Genomic DNA, 20,069 nt, shown 5'->3' on the forward strand with positions numbered 1-20,069 from the left:
GATGCTGGACGTGATTAAAAAGGCGGCGGTGGCCGCCGTAGATGCCAAGTCTCCCGTTCAGATAATGTACGGAAGCGTGACAAACACCCAGCCTCTGGAGATCACTGTTGAACAACGGCTGGCATTGGCTGAACCTTTTCTGGTACTGTCGGAATCCGTAGTGAACAAAGCTTGGACCGTGGGTGACCATGTCTTGTTGTTACGTGTTCAAGGTGGGGACAGCTTTGTCGTGCTGGATCGGCTGGTGAATCCATGATTCCACAGGGTGCGCAGATTAGTGCAGAAGATCAGGAAGAAGCTGCTGTGATTCCAAGTCTGACGTATGTATTTCAAGCTTCGGGACAACGAATTGGAAGGCTGCAACTGGATGGAAGAGATGCGGTAAAACAGGCGGTGTATAAAGCGTTGTCTACACGCCGCTACGAGCATCTAATCTATTCCTCGGATTACGGCATGGAATGGTCCTGGGAAGGAATGGCAGGGAGATCCATGGTTGAATCGGAACTGGAACGCTGGATTCGCGAAGCATTGCTTCCGGATGATCGTATATCGGATGTAACGGAGTTCGATTTTGTCCACGAGGCCGATGGGGTAAGGGTTTCTTTTACCGTGGAAACGGATTTTGGCAGCTTCAGGGAAGAGACGGAGGTGAACATCGATGTATGAAGAGCAGACGTTTGAAGTTATTTTAAACCGAATGCTGGACAGGGTACCGGATGGTGTGGATAAACGTGAAGGCAGTATTATCTATGATGCGCTTGCGCCAGCGGCAGTGGAAATGGCTCAGATGTATATCGAGCTAGATGTGAACGCCAATCTGAAGTTTGCGGATACAGCATCTGGAGAGTATCTGGATCGCGCGGTGGCTTGGTCTGGCATTAGTCGAAAAGAGGCCACGAAGGCACGTTGGGTTGGAAGTTTTCGGGGTAACGAAGGTAAGCCTGTTGAGGTTCCTTTGGATAGTCGTTTTTCCACGGGGGATCGGGTGTATGTTGTTGTGGAGCGCGTCGCGGCAGGACGATATGTGTTGGAATGTGAAGTCGCGGGAGCGGAAGGTAATGAATATACGGGGGCGCTGCTGCCCATCGATTATATTGCTGGTCTTACCACAGCCGAATTGACACAATTGTTGGTTCCTGGCGAAGACGAGGAAACGGATCAGGCCTTGTATGATCGTTATCAGGACAAAGTTTCCCGTCCGGTCACGAGTGCCAACAAATATCAGTATGAGCTATGGGCACGGGAAAACTCCGGGGTTGGTAAAGCGAAGGCTTTTCCACTGTGGGATGGTCCAGGTACAGTAAAAGTGGCACTGCTGAACAACGAAATGCACGCACCCGCTGAGGCGGTGATTGAGGCAGTGCAGAAATATATCGATCCCACGCAGGATGGGATGGGCGAAGGCGCTGCCCCAATTGGTCCCGTGGTCACGGTGGTCGGAGCAGAAGAAGTGCCCATTCATGTCGAGGTGCAGGTCACGCTTGCATCCGGCTCAACGTACGACGGTGTAAAAACGCTGATTGAAGCGGGGGTTACTGCTTATCTGAAAGAATTGGCGTTTGCCGATCCGCTTGTTCGCTGGACGCGTATTGCCAATGTCATTCTGGATATTCCGCCTGTGATTGATTACAGCGATCTGCTGGTGAATGGTGGTATGTCCAACCTGGAGATTGCACCTGGTGCAGTCGCCGTTCTCGGGACGGTGAAGGTGACATGAGCAAAGCAGAGGTATTAATGTCTCTTTTGCCACCGTTGTATGAAAATGTGATGGAGATGCAGCTTCTTACAGAGACCGAAGGTGTAGAGCTGGACAAGCTTACGGTGGGTTTGGAAAGTGTGCTGGACCAATTCTACCCGGAGTCTGCGACCTGGGCATTGGAACGTTATGAGCAGGATCTACAGATTCCGACGAATCAAGCCAAGCCGGATGATCAGCGGAGATCCGTAATCATCTCCAAAATGCGTGGTAGCGGCAAAGTCTCTGGTTCCGTGCTCAAGAACGTGGCGCAGGCCTACGAAAGTGGCGGAATTGATGTATCCGTTTCGCCAGAGGAGTACTTAATCCGAATCCGCTTCATCGACACATGGGGCTTGCCGCCCAATCTGGACGATCTGAAGGCAGCAATTGAGGATATTAAACCGGCACATATGACCGTGGAGTACCGTCTGCGGTATTTGACGATTGCGGAGGTCGAAAGCATGACGCTGGCTGACATTGAACAGACCCGGCAGGATAAATTTGCAGGAGGTGGAGCATAAATGAATGAACCAAAGACACCGAATTTGGGGCTAAATAAGATTGACCGTTCCTCACCATCGACGACCTATTTTGATCTGGATAAGTATCTGGATCAGAACTGGGAGAAGGTTGATGAGAGTGTGGGAAAAGTCGAAGAAAAGGCTGAGGACACAGAGGCACAGGTGAGTAGTATTCAAGAGCGGTTGGATACGGAGAAGCGCAAGTCCGTGACGTTGGAGCCGGGATTGCAAGTTGTTCATTCTGAACGTGCCTCGGCGTTTAAGTTGGATGGGTTGAAGGGCCGAACGCTGGTGAATTTGTTGGGGCGTGATGGCGGGTGTGAAGACTTATCCAAGATTGGTGTACATCAATCTACATTAACTTTAGACAGTGCGAACAAACTGCAGGGATCAAACGGTTTGAAAATAGCGATTAATACAGGTACATCAGGTATTGGCTTCTTTACTGTATCGCTTAAGGCAGGGAAATCGTATGTAGCAATCGCTGAAGTCAAAAATTTCGATGGGACAAGTATGTTTATTAATCTCCCCGGAGTTCGGGCAGTGGGGAATCCTGTAAAGGATAACTCTAAATTTAACGTAACCTGGACCCGTTATACGGCACCAACGGATATAAAGCTAAATATTGACGTGGGTGTTTCAGGTACAGCCGTAGGTCAGTACGGTTACGCAGATGCTGTACGTCTCTATGAAGTCAGCACTACCGATTACGCTGCGCTTGCCAGTATGACACCGGAACAAGTAGGAGCTAAATATCCATATGTCGATAGCATTCAGCCTGTTCGAAATCCGTATGTAATTCGCTACGGAGAGAATTTATTGCCGCCATTCTACGAATGGGAGCACACAGGACACAATTTTCTAGAAACGTCTACAACTACGGCTACTGGTGAGTTAGTATCTGGTTCTATTGGAACTGATGCATATGCCGTGACTTACTTAAGTGTATTAGCAAATCAAGATTACACGATTAGTAACCCGGCAGCAAGTACAGGCAAAATTCGAGTAAGTGTATATGATTCATATACAAGACTACAAGGTATGTTCATTAATCCAGGTGAGACTAAAACCATTAAAACTGTCTCAAGGGCTGTAAGAATGGGTGTAAATCTTAGCGGTGTTACGCATTATACAGAAGAGTTTGATGTGAGTAAATGGACATGGACTACGGGGAATAAAGCGAGTTTTGCATATCCAATCATGACTCTTGGTAAGGTAATGAAACCGTTAAAAACACGTGAAGATTGTATGCTCGCACTTCAAACGGATTTATACTCAGACCCGGTGACAGGTTTGAATGCTGACGAAGTGTTTGAAAAGAATGGCCAATATTACAAGCTGACCAAGTGGCGCAAGATAATTTTGGATGAAAGTCTTCGTTACCGATCGATAGCATCATCGTCTGGTTACAAGATAGTTGGTTGTACTCTATCCGAACCAGTAGCAGCTTTTAACAGCTTGGTTGTTACGAAGTACAATGGTAATGTGCTTACTAAAAACGGAAATATGTCTGAATCTGATAACGCCTACTTCAGAATTGCAGATTTATCAGACTTCAATGTATCTATTGCTAATGCAGATAGTGGATGGGGAGATTCATACACGCCCACAGCAGATGAGATTAAGGCATATTTTATGGGCTGGAAGATGTATCTTGGTAATCAAGGCGATGTAAGTAAGCCATACAATGGTGAAACAGTTGGCAAAGCTTGGTGTCCATTAGACTCGATATATATGTCAGGAAGTTCTGCGACTCACTTTACGACCACATTGCCGGTTTCTCCTACAATACGGTCAGCATATACAAGATATTCTGAATGGAAGCCATATCAACTAATATACCAACTGGGGACCCCAACTATCGAGCCGATCACGTCAGAGGGTCAATTGACTTTCAATGAGGGAGATAATCAGGTTGAAGTAGGTACAGGAATGATAATTAGAGAGAGTGCTAATCCAGTATATACTTCAGATGTGCATAAATCATATAACATTAATAACTATAATTTGTCAGCTAAATTAAATAGTAAGGTTAAAAAAATACTGTCCGTTTATAAAAATGATGTCAGAGATTACTGGGAGATCCTACGATTTAATCCGGAGTCAGAAGTTTATGGGTTAGAGTTAGCTTCCATGCCAGCCTCTCAATATGATCCATCGGCTTATTATACTGTAACATATCAGGTTCAGGAACAATTTTCACCAATATCGATTAACGGAACGATAGGAGTAAGTGAGAAATCTATTATAGAACAATTTATAAACGATTCTTCCAATATTTCAAGGCAGCTATCCGTAATGGAAAGCAAAAATAACGAAATGGAATTACAGCAGTATGCTGACAAAAACTATCTCAAAAAATCATCTAGGATTAAAGAAAATGAAGATCTAAATAACTTTGTATTTGAGGGAGAATTTTATTGTCAATTTAGTCTGAATGCTGAAACTCTAAAAAATTGCCCTGTTGGAGTGGCATTCAGTCTTAAAGTTAGTAAAAATGGAACACAAAATAAAGAGCCCACCCCAGGAGTAACACAAACTTTAATAACATTTCTTCCAGTAGGATTTACCACATGGCAGCGAAATCTTTATGACTCATGGGGCGCATGGGTACAAGTTCCATCTAGAGAAGAGTTTGAAAGTTTAAAGTCCTCTGTCAGTGATGGGAAATCGGCTATCGCTGCCGCCATTACTGCCAAGGGAGTAGCAGCATCAGGCAGCGATACACATTTAGAATTTGCGAGAAAGATCAATCAAATTAATGTCGGACCGAAATATGCAACTGGAACGATTCAATCAGCGGCTACTTCAATGTATTTTATGACATATAACGGCAGCTACGCCTTTAACTATTTATCAGTATCCAATCTTGATTTCAGGCCAAACAAAATTATTATCCGCCGAACTGTACAAGCAAGTGGTGAGGATCTGAATGTTTACGATTATTACACTCGTGCTGCAGCAGAGAATTCGACAGGTTCAAACTACAACTACTATACATTTTCGAATGGTCAGGGAAGATCAGCATACATCGTGAATGTCTATGAATATTCAGGGCTTGGAATTCCATCTTCGAATGCTTTCGTAAACAGTAGTGGCTTTCGTGTTCCTGTTCTAAATTCAAATACGTCTTATACATGGGAAGCATTCAGGATTTAGAAGTGGAAGTAAAGGACATTAGAATAAAAAATTACTAATAAAGTAAAAGATGGATTAGCTTTTTATTCAGTTGCCTGATAACAGATAAATTTACTTAGTTTATCTTTTTACATGGGGAAGTGAAGAGTTTGCAAACAAATAGTTAAGGTAATTCTTCTCCTTACCAACTAAAGCAAGTTAACAATTTTTTAGACCAAGGAGGTGAAAACATGGAACGATGGGATACCCTATGGAAATGGGGAATTGCACTCATGAGCAGCTCAGTAACTTACTTCTTCGGAGGCTGGTCAGGCGTACTCGGCGTATTGCTCGTATTCGTCATCCTCGACTACCTAACAGGTATCGCGGCGGCGGGGATGACTGGCAAGCTGGAGAGTAATGTGGGGATGTTCGGCATCGCTCGAAAGGTATTTATATTTGCAATGGTATCGGTGGCTCATCTGGTGGACGGTGTTCTGGGAGACGGACATTTGTTTAGGGATGCTGTCGCCTTTTTTTATATCGCGAATGAGTTATTGTCCATTATCGAAAACGGGGGCAGGCTGGGCGCACCAATTCCACCTGTGATCCGGCAGGCTATTGAGGTGCTCAAGGGCAAGGGAGGAACCGGGGAACTCCCACGTAACTATACTCCTGAGTCCAAAGAATCTTTTGTACACTCAGACCATAAGGACGCTGATCAACAGACCAGAGATGAAACGAAGTAAGGACTTAGCATTCATTTAAATGTGCCTAGTAGCAAGAGAGAGAGAGAGCAATATTCAAATATTAGCTACAAGTAGTGAAGGAGACGGAATCGATTCTGAAGAAGCGATAGCGGTCGCCTTTGTCTCCGAATTTCAAACCTTTAAGAAAATGAATCGAGAAATTTGGAGACAACAGCGATCGGAAGAACGATCCGTATCTGGAACTGTCACGTACCGACTTGGTATTTTTTTCTCAGTTAGTTCATGGAAACCCAGTAGACAACCAATAGAAGTTAAATAGCATCGACATAGAATTCGAAGCAGACTGACCAAGCAGCACCTAATCTTACCCAAATAGCAGAATCGACACTAACCTATAGCCATCCAAACTTACCTTTCACCAACATCAGGGACACGCACACAAGCAACCCCTGATCCCCAAGCATTAACTATATACAAACGGCAATTTGCCGCATAAAGGGTGTGAGAAACATGCAAACGAGAAGCTCGGGCAATACGCAGGGCATTGACGTCTCGCGGTATCAGGGCAATATCGATTGGGCCAAAGTGAAGGCGAGCGGCATGACATTTGTGTTCATCAAGGCGACCGAAGGGCAGACGTATACGGATCCGAATTTCCAAACCAATGTGACTGGCGCACTGGCGGCGGGCATGCTGGTAGGGACGTACCATTTTTTTCGCGCAACGACTAGCGATGGTGCCAAGGCTGAAGCGGCGCATTATGCCACGACACTGCAAAAAGTAGGAGGCGCCAAGGCGCTGCAATTACCTCCTGTTATGGACTACGAGAACAATCCGGGTAACCTGAGCAAAGCTCAGATCAACACGGTAGCTAAGGCTTTTTTAATGGAATTGCAACGTATCACGGGTGTGAAACCGATCATATACACGGGCAATTCATTTGCTGGCAATTTTGAACCTTCGATGAGCTCATATGATCTATGGATTGCGCGTTACAGCAACACGCGTGTACCGGATGACCAGCCAGCCTGGAAACGTTGGACGTTCTGGCAGTATACGGACTCGGGCAAGGTGAACGGGATCAGCGGTAACGTGGATATGAACGAGTTCCAAGGATCGGCAGCGGAATTGAAAGCAAAATATGCAACAGCAACACCGAAGCCGCCAGAGCCATCCGAACCGACCAATCCCACAAATCCCACAAATCCTACGAACCCAACCGAACCACCGAAAGGGGGCGAACCGATGACAGCCGAAGAGAAAGCAGCGTTTGATGCGTTGAAATCCCAGGTCGATAAACTGCAGGCGCGCCAGCAGATGGAAGTTCCAGTCTGGGCAAAAGCGGCCGTTGACGCAGCACTGGCATATGACACCAAAAATCCGTTGTTCAGCATCGATGGTGGGGCGAGTTATGATTTTTACCGTTTTATCACGGTCATGTACCGCAGAGGTTTATTCAAAAAATAAGCTGACCTAACAAAAAATATAAGTTGTTCCTGGTTTTAAAAGAGGGAGCACAACAAGGGACACACGACGCTTTTTGTCGAATAGTGTTCCTTTTTTGTGTTTTATGTAAATGATATTGACATATATAATAAAGTTGAAGACTTATGTCCGTAAATCTCTTGTCTAATTGATGAATGTGATGTAAAGTAAGTTACACGAAATCGTTTTTCACCACTGTTTATTTACACAAACCTCCTCATCATGACAAGACTTTAACATGAAAAGTTATTGTAATGTCTCCCTGTTGTAAAATCCAACATCTCAAGATCAATCTCACAACGTATTGAAACAATCCAATCCAACCTGCTTGAGAAACCACTTAAATGTCCTGTTTACCAACTTTCTGTTCCGGCTAATTGCCACCATTAGATTTTGCCAATTACACTTTTAACTATGATGATCTAACTCCAAGTCAAACTTCAAGTCAAACATTAAGCCAAACTCCATTCCAAACAACACCACCGTTCTCTCTAAATCAGCCTTTTAAGCCGCCACCAAGTCCGTACCATTCTACTGTTGCTTATTGACCTAAGTTCAATTATTACGCAACAACCACAGGCATTTACAACTCGTCACATCATCCGAAAAAACTTACAAAATGTGTACGGTTACATCCGTTTTTACATTTCATATATACTCCTCAACTTATCTAAACATCCATCACAGGTATCAAAGGCATTTAAAGCCTTTCATATGATACAAAGCACCAAACCAATCGATTGTAATCATTGGAGTTTTTTCACGCCAGTATCACACACATTATGAGACAGGGAAGGGTGTTGTACGTATGCGAATGAGAAAAAAGTGGTTATCCGGGGTCATGGCAATGGCCATGAGCACAGTGTTGATTCTATCGGGCTGCTCCAGCGCCAGTAACGAGGGTACAGGTAATTCCCCCGCTCCAGCGGAAGGTAGCGAGCCTCCAGCAGAAGTGGCGGCACAGGATACGATGATTATGGGACGCGGCGGAGATTCCGTGGCACTGGACCCGGCAATCGTTACAGATGGGGAGTCGCTGAAGATTGGACATCAGGTATTCGACTCGTTGCTGGACTACAAAGAAGGTGGAACCGAGGTTGTTCCTGGACTGGCTGAGAGCTGGGAGATTTCGGCGGATGGACTCAAGTATGACTTCAAGCTGAAGTCTGGCGTGAAATTCCACGATGGTACCGACTTCAACGCAGACGCTGTGGTGTTCAACTTCAACCGATGGAGTGATCCAGCCAGTGAATATAAATTCGAGGGAGATTCCTTCGACTATTATGACTCTATGTTTGGTCCAGAAGACGGACGTGTGATCAAGGAAGTAAAGGCGATTGACGAGACAACCGTCGAGTTCACACTGAACCAGCCACAAGCGCCTTTCCTGCAAAACATAGCGATGACGCCATTTGGCATTGCAAGTCCAACTGCGATTCAGGAGAAAAAGCAAAATTTCAAGAGCGAGCCAGTAGGCACAGGCCCATTTGTATTCAAAGAGTGGAAGCGAAACGACTCCATCACCCTGGAGAAGAATCCGAATTATTGGAAAGAGGGACTGCCGAAGCTGAACAAAGTGATCGTGCGTTCCATTCCGGATAACACGGCTCGCTTCAATGCACTGCAAAACGGCGAGATTGATATTATGGAGGATCTAAATCCGGATGATCTGTCCATCCTTGAGGGAAATAGTGAGCTGCAAAAAATCGAGCGTCCACCATTTAATGTGGCCTACATTGGCTTCAATTTTAAGAAAAAACCGTTTGATAACGTGAAAGTAAGACAAGCCCTCAACCACGCGGTAAACAAACAGGGCATTATCGATGCTTTCTTTGCCGGACAAGCGCAACCAGCGGTAAACCCGATGCCGCCAACGCTTTGGGGGTATAACGATAGTATTGAGGACTATGCTTATGATTTGGAAAAAGCAAAAGCATTACTTGCCGAAGCCGGCTACCCTGACGGATTGCCTGACCCGGTAACATTCTATGCCATGCCAGTATCCCGGCCGTATATGCCTGACGGCAAGAAGGTTGCCGAAGCGATCCAAGCCGATTTTGAGAAAATCGGAGTGACCGTCAACATCGAATCACCGGAGTGGGCAACGTATCTGGATGATGCCAAAGCCGGCGAGAAAGACGATATTTACATGCTCGGCTGGACCGGTGATAACGGTGACCCGGATAACTTCCTGTACACATTGCTCGATAAGGATGCAATCCCGGGCAACAACCGCAGCTTCTATGTAAACGAAGAATTGCATACGTTGCTGACGAGTGCGCAGAAAGAAACGGATCAGGACAAACGTGCGGAACTGTACAAGCAAGCGCAAGTGATTATTAAGGAAGATGCTCCATGGATTCCACTTGTGCACACCACTCCTATTCTGGCAGGTAAAGCGAACCTGAAGAATTTTGTACCGTCCCCATTGGGCACGGAATCCTATGCTAATGCCTACTTCGAATAACTTATGTATGAGCTGAACTTAGTATTAAATAGGAACCATTAGTTCAAAGCGCTGGCGTACACGCAATGCTTGGCAGAACCCACATCAGGATGTAACGATCTAAAGCATGCATGTCTGCCAGCGCTTTTTATACGTTAAAGGCAGGTGAATGAGGATTGAACAGTTACGTCGTCAAACGTGTACTCGTGTTACTGCCCGTGCTGCTGGGCATGACCCTGATCGTCTTTTCCATTATCCACGCCATTCCGGGTGATCCGGCCGAGACCATACTCGGGCAAAAGGCAACCGAACAATCCAAGCAAGCTCTGCGTGACCAGCTCGGACTGGACAAACCATGGTTTCAACAATATTTCGCTTATCTGGGCGACCTGTTTAAGGGAGATCTGGGCACATCCATCCGCACCAAGGTTCCCATTGCCCAGGAAATTGTGCCCTATCTGACAGCAACCCTTGAATTAACGATGGCGAGTATGCTGTTTGCGATCATTATTGGCGTGAATGCAGGGATCGTCAGTGCGTGGAAACATAACTCGTGGTTCGATTACTGCTGCATGGTCATTGCATTGGTGGGTGTATCAATGCCGATCTTCTGGCTTGGGTTGATGGAGCAGTGGCTGTTTGCGAACAAACTGCACTGGCTGCCATCCATCGGCAGAATGAATGCGCGTGATCCCATTGAAGCCATTACGGGCTTGTATGTGCTGGATACGATGATTGCCGGACGCTGGGATCAGTTGTGGACGGTAACGAAACATTTGCTGCTGCCAAGTATCGCGCTCGGCACAATTCCGATGGCCGTTATTGCCCGGATGACGCGTTCCAGCATGCTCGAAGTGATGAGTTCGGATTATATTCGTACTGCGAAGGCGAAGGGACTCGGCCCGTTTTTTGTTATTTATGGGCATGCGTTGAAAAATGCGTTTATTCCCGTGCTCACCGTCATCGGCATTCAGACCGGATCTTTGTTAGGTGGTGCAGTGCTGACGGAAACTATCTTTGCTTGGCCCGGTGTCGGTCGCTATATATATGAAGCAATTAGTTCGCGGGACTATCCGGTGATCCAGAGCGGCATTCTGATCGTGGCATTCTTTTTCGTAGTGATCAACCTGATTGTGGACTTGCTGTACGCCGTATTCGATCCGCGTATTAGTTATAAATAGGAAATTCATCATTTGGGTTGATGAATGGAACTTAATATAAGATCTTTAAAAAATTACACGATACGAAGAGTGCAGAAGCAATCTGTAGAAGCGAAGCGTTCGCATTTATCACCGGATTTTCACCTTTAAATAGGTGGATCAATAAAATCTGGGGATAACAGCGATCGGAAGATGGTACTGCAATCGTAGTGCTTGAGTGTAATAGAACTCGTTGATCTTGTATTTCATTCATATCCAAGAAGGGAGACGCCGCATGGCCAAATTATCAACCAATACCGGAGCATCCATTGACGCTGCGTCGGCACCTGCATCAGGTCCATGGCGGGAAGCCTGGAGAACGTTTCGGAAAAATCGGCTTGCGCTGGCAGGCTTGATCATTATCGTTTTTTTCATCCTGCTGGCCTTTGCTGCCCCGTATATTGCCCCGTATGATTACAAAGAGCAGGTGCTTACGGATCGTCTGCAGGCCCCTTCGGCAGAGCATTGGTTTGGTACCGATGATCTCGGACGTGACGTATTTTCCAGAGTGCTGCATGGAGCGCGCATTTCATTGTGGGTTGGTTTCTTTTCTGTTATTGGCTCTATTATTGCGGGCGCTTTGCTCGGTCTGATTGCTGGATATTATGGAAAATGGGCAGACATGCTCATCTCGCGTTTGTTCGATATCTTGCTCGCTTTCCCCGCTATCCTGTTGGCAATTGCCATTGTGGCGATTCTCGGTCCGTCTTTGCAAAATGCACTGCTCGCGATAGCGATCGTGAACATCCCGACCTACGGACGACTGGTGCGTTCAAGGGTACTTAGCTTGAGGCAGGAGGAATTCATTACGTCTGCTCGTACGCTGGGGGCTGGTAATATGCGAATTCTGTTCCGGCACATCTTGCCCAATAGTCTCACCCCGCTCATCGTACAAGGCACACTGGGGATTGGAACAGCGATTATTGAAGCAGCTGCGCTCGGATTTCTTGGCATGGGTGCTCAACCACCTGACCCGGAGTGGGGCAAAATGCTGTCGGATTCCCGCCAGTTTCTGCAAAAAGCGCCGTGGACGCTTATTTTCCCGGGACTTTCCATCATGTTCACTGTGCTTGGTTTCAACTTGCTCGGGGACGGTCTGCGCGATACCCTTGATCCAAAGATGGCCAAAAAGTAGAGGTTTGCATCTCCAACCGTACCCGTACCCGTACCCGTACCCGTACCCGTACCCGTACCCGTACCCTAAATTTGTAACCCTATCTCTATAACTCTAAGTTTTGTTGTAACGCAGCTTGAACGCCAACGCTAACTGTAAGTGTAATTTTGTAGCTGTAACGCCAACTTCTGTTCCAAATCTAACGAACCTAGGAAGCTTTATTCTGCGATTTACTGCCCATTTCCCAGTCTAAAGAATTTCACACACGCTATTTTGCGAAAAACCTGCGGAAAGTCTCCAAAGGTCGACTAAAGGTGAGAAATAGCGTGTCTACGATTCGTTAGGTTATGAAATGATCCTAAAAAGGCCAATTAACGTCGGTGAGGTTCATTAGCTTGTGGCTTGCCACTGTCACCCGCCAATGCCGGTAAACCAGCGCGCCAGTTGCTACACAGCAAGGTGGATGACCCTTCGAAATCCATTAGATGGAATGATGTTATACTAGCTACTCTTCCAACATACTTATTACAATTCGTCTCCAAGCCGGTTCGAACTTTGGTTCGAGCCGGCTTTTGTGTTGCATGATGTATTGAGCTAAAATGGTTAGAGATGTGCAAAACTTGAAATGTTATTCGATGATTTTGTTAAAATAACCAACTTCGTATTGACACCCAATTTTCCCATATGTTATATAAAAGGAAGGGTTTAGCACTCTGAAGACTGGAGTGCTAACAAATGATGTTTTTACTACACGACTACATATGGAATGATTGTGTTTTTGAATATGGATTAAGTTAACTTTGAATAGGACATGTGAAGCCAAGGAGACATAGAAGACCTGAAGAAGCGGTGTTTCACATTTATAACAGATTCACTTCATTGATGATCTCAATCCTAAAAATCAGTTCCTGATTAGATGCAAACGTAGTGGAGGGGACGAAATCGATTTGGAGGAAGCGAAGCGTTCGCCTTTATCACTGAATTTCTCCCTTTTTAAAAAGGGAATCAAAGGAATTCGGGGATAACAGCGATCCGAAAAACGATTCGTAACCGGAACGGCTACATTGCAGAACGTCATGCACTTATTTTTACAATGAATCATTAGAGTCAATCACAATATTTGTGGACCAGCGCGATCAAAGGTTTTGGAGTCTACTAATCGCCCAAGGATTATTTCAGTTACTTTCTATATTTAACCCAATCATTTTATCCCCAATTTGAAAGGAGACACCCATTCATGGCTAAAAAAGAATTCCAGGCTGAATCCAAACGCTTGCTGGATATGATGATCAACTCCATTTACACCCAAAGAGAAATCTTTTTGAGAGAACTGATCTCCAACTCCAGTGACGCCATTGACAAAATATATTACAAAGCACTCACTGACGATACACTCGTCTTCAACAAAGAGGACTACTACATCAAGCTCACTATCGACAAAGAGAACCGCACGCTCACACTGACCGATACAGGAATCGGGATGACGCAGGAAGAGCTCGAAAACAATCTGGGCGTTATCGCGAAGAGCGGCTCACTGGCGTTCAAGAAAGAGAATGAAGCGAAAGACGGCCACAACATCATCGGACAATTCGGGGTTGGTTTCTACTCCGCATTTATGGTGGCGGACAAGCTGACGGTAACGAGTAAAACGCTGGGCAGCGACGAAGCATGGAAATGGGAATCTGAAGGTGCGGACGGGTACACGATCTCTCCAGCCGAGAAAGATTCCGTGGGTACGGAAATCGTCCTGACGATCAAACAAAATACCGAAGAAGATTCGTATGACGAATTTTTGGAAGAGTACCGCCTGAGATCCATCATCAAGAAATACTCCGACTTCATTCGTTACCCAATTAAGATGGATGTGACAGGACAACGTCCAAAAGAGGGTACAGAGAACGAGTTCGAGGAGTACAAAGAAGAGCAAACCGTGAACAGCATGGTGCCGATCTGGCGTAAAAATAAAAGCGAATTGACCGAAGAAGACTACAACAACTTCTATATGGAAAAACGCTACGGTTTTGACAAACCGCTTAAACATCTGCACATCAGCGCGGATGGCGCAGTGGTATATAATGCGATCCTGTTTATCCCGGAGAACACACCGTTTGATTATTATACAAAAGAGTATGAAAAAGGGCTTGAACTGTACTCTAACGGTGTATTGATCATGGATAAATGCGGTGATCTGCTGCCAGATTACTTCGGATTTGTAAAAGGTATGGTTGATTCCGAGGATCTGTCTCTGAACATCTCCCGTGAAATGCTGCAACATGACCGTCAACTCAGCCTGATTGCGAAGAACATCAAGAATAAGATCAAGAGCCAACTGCAAAGCTTGCTCAAGGACGAGCGTGAGAATTACGAGAAATTCTATCAAGCGTTTGGCCGTCAGCTGAAGTATGGCGTATATAGCGACTATGGCGTGAATAAGGATACCCTGCAGGATCTGCTCTTGTTCTCTTCTTCCAAAGAGAAGAAGCTGGTTAGCCTGGACGAGTACGTTTCCAGAATGCCTGAAGATCAGAAGTACATCTACTACGCATCCGGTGAATCCATTGAACGGATTGAGAAGCTGCCACAAATCGAGGGTGTACTCGACAAAGGCTATGAAGTTTTGTACTTCACTGACGACATCGATGAGTTTGCAATCAAGATGATCACGAACTACAAAGAAAAAGAATTCAAATCCATCTCCAGCGGTGACCTGGGCATTGAGGACACTGCAGATAAAGAAGAGACGGACGCACAAGACAACGATAACAAAGAGTTGTTCGAAGCGATGCAAACGCAGCTTGGCGGCAAAGTAAAAGCTGTTAAAGCTTCCAAACGCCTCAGAAGCCACCCGGTATGTTTGTCCACTGAAGGTGAGCTGACGATTGAAATGGAGAAAATCCTGAAAGCTATGCCGAACAGCGAAAATGTACAGGCAGATAAAGTGCTGGAGATCAACGTAAATCACGATGTCTTCAAATCCCTGAAAGACGCATTCGCACAGGATAAAGAAAAACTGAGCCTTTACACAAGCTTGTTATATCATCAAGCATTGCTGATCGAAGGACTGCCAATTCAAGACCCGGTAGAGTTTACCAACGATATCTGCAAAGTTATGGTCTAAATCCGCAATACTGCAGTAATACAACCGGTGTAATAAGAAAGCAGGGTTACAACAGTTTACGTAACGTAAGGGTTTAAGGTACGGTAGAGTTCTTCTGTAACCTGCAACGGCCTAACCCGTGCAACCACTATCGCACTCTCCGACAGGGTATTTCCTTCCTGTCGGTTTTTTTTATTGTAAACATCAGGATTTGTTAATAAGAAACAGCGGAAGTAGAGAAGGGCTATGTAGATAAGTCATATTTATAGATAGTGGTTTCTCCAGATGTAACTTTTAAAAAAATGAATGAAACTGTGTTCACTGAAAAATTCCTTTGGTATTGATACATACTATCCGCTGTGATACAATTTGTATCAAAAAGCGATATTGAGAGGTGAAAGTATATTAAAGCATTATCCGCACCTAAACCTTTTGATAATTATTTTAAAATATGGGCCATTGTTTTACCTATAAATTCTTGGGTTTTAATGCCTTCAAATCCAGGAACAACGCCTGGGCTACTTATATCCTTGTTATCAGTTGTTTTTGTGCTTTTATTTGCTATTAGTCTAAAATTCAAAAACAATATGGAAGTTAAACAGGTAACCAATTATTTTTATAGAGACTTAATTATTTTCGTTTACGTGTTGACACTATTTAACGGTATAGCACAATTAACTGTTTTATTCAAAATGAATGATGGATATGATTACAATTTTGTGCACAATGTTATATTAGTTAACGAAAATGGGCATGTTTTTTTTAGATCTAGCCTGTTTACTCAATCCATGTATCTTATTGCTGCTTCAATAATTTGCTTTTACACTAAGTATTTTTACAAGAAAGAGTGGAATAAGTACATATTCATAGGTACTTCTATATTTCTTATTTATGGGTTTTACGAATGGATTTATTATTTACTATTTGGAACAACTGGAGACTTTTTAAGTAACAGAGTATTTGCTTTAGATATTAACGGTGATCCCAGATTGGGGAGCATGAGTCAGAGGACTGATGCTTTTGGAATAAATACACTCAGAATGAAGAGTCTAACAGGAGAGCCAAGTGCTTTCGCGCTAACTGTATTACCTCTCTGGATATTCGCAATACATTTACGCAAACCTTTATTCCACATTCCCATGCTAATAGCATTAATTTTATCTACCTCTTCAACCGCATTTTTAGGAATATTAATTTATTTCATGTATAGAGTTTTGCGTTATCATTTAAGAGATCGGTATTGTCAAATACTCATATATTTCTCCACAATTTTAGTTATCCTAAATTATAAAAGGGTTGCATCTGTTCTTGAGTTCTTACTATTTAATAAGATTGATTCCCACTCTGGAATTCAAAGATCCTCTTCTATGTTCAAACATCTAGAATATTTTTCTCATATGCCATTTTTCAATAAGTTGTTCGGGATTGGATTTGGATATGTTCGCTCAACCGATTTTTTCTCTACGTTATTGGTTAATAGCGGTATTCTTGGATTTATTTTTTTTACTATATTTTTCTTGTATCCAATCTTTAAACTAAAGAGAAACTATTTTAATGATGGTCTTAAAATTTCTTTGCTAATAATTTATGTATCCTTAATGTTATCCGTCCCTGAATTTTCCTACTTGACTACATGGTTGTTTTTGGGAATAAGTTACAATCAGCTAGCGAGAGAAAAAAAATCCACCATTCTTCATAACTTGAATCTCGGAAAATTTCAATCATCAAAAGTAATGTGAGTATGTCAGGCATTAGAATTAAAGGTTCGGTAAAGTAAATTTCTCATTCTTTGAGGAATACTTTACCGAACTTTTTTTTTAGAGAATTTAATCAATGGAATACGTTGTACTTATTAACTCAATTTTCGCACCTAGAATGTTAACTTAAACCTTAAAGGCGTGGTTACTCCTATGGACAAAAAACACCTCAAAATTTGAGTGAATTATAATGTCATTTTATATCATTATCATTTAGGTGCACGGATGATAGTCTGGCAGGGTATAATAAGAGAAGACGACTGTGCATCACAAGTTGATGTGAGAAGAGATGACAATCGCAGACAGGTTTTGCTTTTCGAAACTGCAGAATATGTGTATAATCACTCAAAATAGAGACAGTCGGCTAGGAGTGATCAACATGCAATGGAACGATCTGAGAGAACATAGACAATATCCTGAACTAACGAAACTGGATGGGGCTCGTGCAGCCTATGAGCGCGACTATTCCAGACTGATACATTCACCGACTTTTCGTCGGCTGCAAGGCAAATCGCAGGTGTTTGGTGCAGGAACGGGCGATTATTATCGCACACGATTGACCCACTCCCTGGAGGTGGCGCAGATTGCACGAGAAGCGGCAAGAAGCTTACTGCGTCGCTACCCGGAGGTGGAGTTGAATCAGGCGGACAGCCCTGGACTGATTATTGATTCGGAAGTGGTGGAGTGTGCTGCGATTGCGCATGACTTCGGCCACCCGCCTTTTGGGCATAAAGGGGAAGAAGTGCTGGATGGCATCCTCGATGATCTCATTAACACAGAGGCCAAGAAAATCATGAAGAAAAATCGCGGGGCCAAATCACCTCAACCGGAATCGGAAATTCGTGCAGAGCTCAAGCGGAAGTATGAGCACTTTGAAGGCAACGCGCATAACTTCCGTCTCATTATGTATTTGGAAAAACGGGAAGATATCGATGGGCTGAACCTGTCGGATGCGGTGCTGCTTGGCATCAACAAGTACCCGTATCCTGGCACGGAGAGCAAGAAAGGCATGTATCATCATGAATGGCAGTATATCCACGAGATTCGCAATCGTTGGGACATTCCTGCTGGCAAAAAGACGCTTGAAGCACAGCTAATGGACCTCTGCGACGATATTGCGTATTCTGCACATGATCTGGAAGACGGCATTAAGGCTGGTAAAATCGAAGTACACGAGCATTTTCTGCAAGATCCGCATATCAATCGACTGATTGTGGATAAGATTACGACACTGGAGGATCTGTTCTGGAACGGATGGACAAGGGAAGCGATTGGGAAAAAAGTCGAAGAAGTCCTCGCTTCGTTCCTGCGTATCTGGAATGAAAAGATGCCGTTCTGCGAGCATGATTACTCACGAACCCGCCGTGAGGTCAAGGCTTACTGGGTCAGCCTTTTTGTTGCTAGCCTGGGGGTTATTGATAACGGAGACTGGAAAAAGGTGACGTTTGTCCGTGAAGGCGCCGAGGACCTCGATATGCTGCGTACGGTAAGTGTGCTCAAGAGCTTTGCCTGGGTGACCATGATTCGTGACCTGCGTGTGCAGAGGTTGCAAAAACGCAGTGAATGGATTATTAAACGTCTATGGGATGCTTTTCTTGACCCGGAAACGTCCAAATCCATTATTCCGTCCGATTGGCTGCAGCGCTATGAGAAGGATCAGGCGAAGGCAAATCCGATCTGGACTTGGGAGCATATGGTGATCGATTATATCGCCGGGATGACGGATGCTTTTGCCGAGAAAATATACAATGAACTATACGGTCTCAAGGTTGGTTCCATCTACGATCTGGATTAGAGATAAGCGAGACGAAGGGAGATGAGACGCTTGGGTGCGAACATCAGTGGAAAATACAATCTGGGCGTACTTGACCTTGTTCCAAGGTTGAACGGCGCCACAGCAGAACAGGCGCTGCAACAATCCGTTACACTTGCGCAGCATGCTGAAGCATGGGGCTATTCAAGGTACTGGACGTCGGAGCACCATGACATGAACGAACTTGCATCAGCATCACCGGAAGTGTTGCTTGCCCATATTGGCGCGCGAACGAATACGATCCAGCTTGGCTCCGGTGCCGTACTGTTACCTCACTATAGCCCGCTTAAGGTAGCGGAGTCGTTCCGACTGCTGGCGGCGCTCTACCCGGGACGTGTTGAGTTAGGCTTGGGACGTGCTCCTGGGGGCGGTCCCCATGCAACGATGGCCTTGAGTGGCAATTACTTGCAACATGTGTCCAAGTTGCCTGAATCGCTCGCTGCACTGACTGAACTTCTGGAAGACCGTTATGCCTATGAGGAACATCCGGTGACGGCCCGCCCGATTCCGCAACTTCCATTATCCTTATGGATGTTGGGTACCAACGTGAAGAGTGCTGAGTTTGCCGCTCGCTTCGGTATGGGGTATGTATTTGGACAATTCATGAGTGATGCGGATGGTACGGAGGCTGTACGGCGTTATCGGGAGGGCTTTATCCCCAGCGCCAATAGGAAAGAGCCGGAGGTTATGGCTGCTGTCAGTGTGCTGTGTGCAGAGATGCAGGAAGAAGCGTTGTCCTGGAGCCGAGAAATGACAGAGAAACGCAGAGTGGTTGGGAAAGAAATTTCTACGCAGGCTGACAACATCAACACAAGTAACAGCACCAACGAAGGGACCTATGCCAATGAGAATGAAGTTCAACGGCATTATGCCGGTACACCGGCACAGGTCTGGGATCAGTTGGAGCAGGTGTGCCAAAGGTTGAATACGGATCAACTGCTTGTGGTGACAACTGGACCAGATTACGAGCGAAGGTTGGCATCTTACAAGTTGCTGGTGAACGCATAAGGGGGCGGCTGTTAGCCCGCTATGATACAAAGATTGGCTGGTTCCATACCTGCAATCTGAATGG

The 20,069-nt window shown here is 44.9% G+C and carries 13 protein-coding genes; all 13 read left to right on the forward strand.

Going from position 1 to position 20,069, the window contains the following annotated elements; genetic code table 11:
* Position 1: 1 nt before the first annotated feature.
* Positions 2-256 (forward strand): DUF2577 family protein, encoded by a 255-nt coding sequence (locus tag BMW94_RS12140; RefSeq protein ID WP_169480414.1) that lies wholly within the window; start codon positions 2-4, stop codon positions 254-256.
* Positions 253-666, forward strand: a complete 414-nt coding sequence (locus BMW94_RS12145) for a DUF2634 domain-containing protein (protein ID WP_090998614.1) — start codon at positions 253-255, stop codon at positions 664-666. The genes BMW94_RS12140 and BMW94_RS12145 overlap by 4 nt, the downstream gene beginning before the upstream one ends.
* The gene (locus BMW94_RS12150; protein WP_090998616.1) at positions 659-1,717 is read left to right on the forward strand and encodes a baseplate J/gp47 family protein; all 1,059 of its coding nucleotides are present in this window, start codon (positions 659-661) and stop codon (positions 1,715-1,717) included. Before BMW94_RS12145 ends, BMW94_RS12150 begins: the two co-directional genes overlap by 8 nt.
* The gene (locus tag BMW94_RS12155; protein ID WP_090998618.1) at positions 1,714-2,259 is read left to right on the forward strand and encodes a putative phage tail protein; all 546 of its coding nucleotides are present in this window, start codon (positions 1,714-1,716) and stop codon (positions 2,257-2,259) included. The genes BMW94_RS12150 and BMW94_RS12155 overlap by 4 nt, the downstream gene beginning before the upstream one ends.
* The gene (locus tag BMW94_RS12160; protein WP_090998619.1) at positions 2,260-5,418 is read left to right on the forward strand and encodes a pyocin knob domain-containing protein; all 3,159 of its coding nucleotides are present in this window, start codon (positions 2,260-2,262) and stop codon (positions 5,416-5,418) included.
* Positions 5,419-5,627: 209 nt separating this feature from the next.
* A complete protein-coding gene (locus tag BMW94_RS12165; protein ID WP_090998621.1) occupies positions 5,628-6,125 on the forward strand; it encodes a phage holin family protein in 498 nt (165 codons plus the stop codon).
* 471 nt (positions 6,126-6,596) lie between these two features.
* The gene (locus BMW94_RS12170) at positions 6,597-7,553 is read left to right on the forward strand and encodes a glycoside hydrolase family 25 protein (RefSeq protein ID WP_090998623.1); all 957 of its coding nucleotides are present in this window, start codon (positions 6,597-6,599) and stop codon (positions 7,551-7,553) included.
* An 832-nt stretch (positions 7,554-8,385) separates the two neighbouring features.
* The gene (locus BMW94_RS12175; RefSeq protein ID WP_090999072.1) at positions 8,386-10,038 is read left to right on the forward strand and encodes an ABC transporter substrate-binding protein; all 1,653 of its coding nucleotides are present in this window, start codon (positions 8,386-8,388) and stop codon (positions 10,036-10,038) included.
* A gap of 155 nt (positions 10,039-10,193) precedes the next feature.
* Complete coding sequence (locus BMW94_RS12180; RefSeq protein ID WP_090998625.1) at positions 10,194-11,198, forward strand: ABC transporter permease; 1,005 nt, start codon at positions 10,194-10,196, stop codon at positions 11,196-11,198.
* Positions 11,199-11,451: 253 nt separating this feature from the next.
* Positions 11,452-12,351: a nickel transporter permease gene (gene nikC / locus BMW94_RS12185; protein WP_090998627.1), complete on the forward strand. Its 900-nt coding sequence runs from the start codon at positions 11,452-11,454 to the stop codon at positions 12,349-12,351.
* A 1,216-nt stretch (positions 12,352-13,567) separates the two neighbouring features.
* Positions 13,568-15,448, forward strand: coding sequence for a molecular chaperone HtpG (gene htpG / locus BMW94_RS12190; RefSeq protein ID WP_090998629.1), 1,881 nt, complete (start codon positions 13,568-13,570; stop codon positions 15,446-15,448).
* Between the two features lie 2,115 nt (positions 15,449-17,563).
* Positions 17,564-18,979: a deoxyguanosinetriphosphate triphosphohydrolase family protein gene (gene dgt / locus BMW94_RS12200; protein ID WP_090998633.1), complete on the forward strand. Its 1,416-nt coding sequence runs from the start codon at positions 17,564-17,566 to the stop codon at positions 18,977-18,979.
* A gap of 30 nt (positions 18,980-19,009) precedes the next feature.
* A complete protein-coding gene (locus BMW94_RS12205) occupies positions 19,010-20,005 on the forward strand; it encodes an MsnO8 family LLM class oxidoreductase (protein WP_254790217.1) in 996 nt (331 codons plus the stop codon).
* Positions 20,006-20,069: the final 64 nt, after the last annotated feature.

This window comes from Paenibacillus sp. OK003 (assembly GCF_900109515.1).
GTDB classification, from domain to species: domain Bacteria; phylum Bacillota; class Bacilli; order Paenibacillales; family Paenibacillaceae; genus Paenibacillus; species Paenibacillus marchantiae.